Below are 507 nucleotides of genomic sequence, written 5' to 3'. Positions count from 1 at the left end.
GACTGGCCGTATTCCTCACCAGCGACCTAGCCCGGTGCATCACTGGACAGTTCGTGCTGGCTGACGCCGGGGCGTTCCTGTCCCGCAGCCGTCCGGCAAACGACGAGGGCCTGGTCAACCCCCTGGTGGGCTCCAACGCCAACTGAGTTGAGAGGGGTCCTCCCAGTCCAGGTGTCGGGGGATCAAAGTCCCATCTGGTGGTGGGGTGGGAGATCCCGACGGTCGATGGCGTCGGCCCGCCGGTGGAGCAGGTCGATGGTGGTATCGAGGTCCCGGGCGATCACGTACTGGCGTTGTGACGCGCAATCCACGACCCACCGACCCATCTCGTCAAGGTCGGCCACCTTGACCTCCCGACCCCCCTTCTCCAGGAGATCCTTCATCTGGGTAAAGGTCATCGATGTCCGACCGGTGCCTCCCCGCACCCGTTCCAGTTCCGTCGGACGGTTCCGGTGGGAGGTGAACAGGCCCGTGTCCATAAGGCCCCCCGACGGGTCGAAGACCGAC

Annotated in this window: 1 protein-coding gene; it reads right to left on the bottom strand. The window is 65.5% G+C overall.

The window, feature by feature from the left end:
• Positions 1 to 182: 182 nt before the first annotated feature.
• Positions 183 to 507: hypothetical protein (locus tag QF777_12230; GenBank protein MDP6912290.1), on the bottom strand; the 325-nt coding region annotated here is incomplete at its 5' end.

The organism is Acidimicrobiales bacterium, from assembly GCA_030747595.1.
GTDB lineage: Bacteria > Actinomycetota > Acidimicrobiia > Acidimicrobiales > MedAcidi-G1 > UBA9410.
This window is presented reverse-complemented; position numbering and strand designations above follow the sequence as displayed.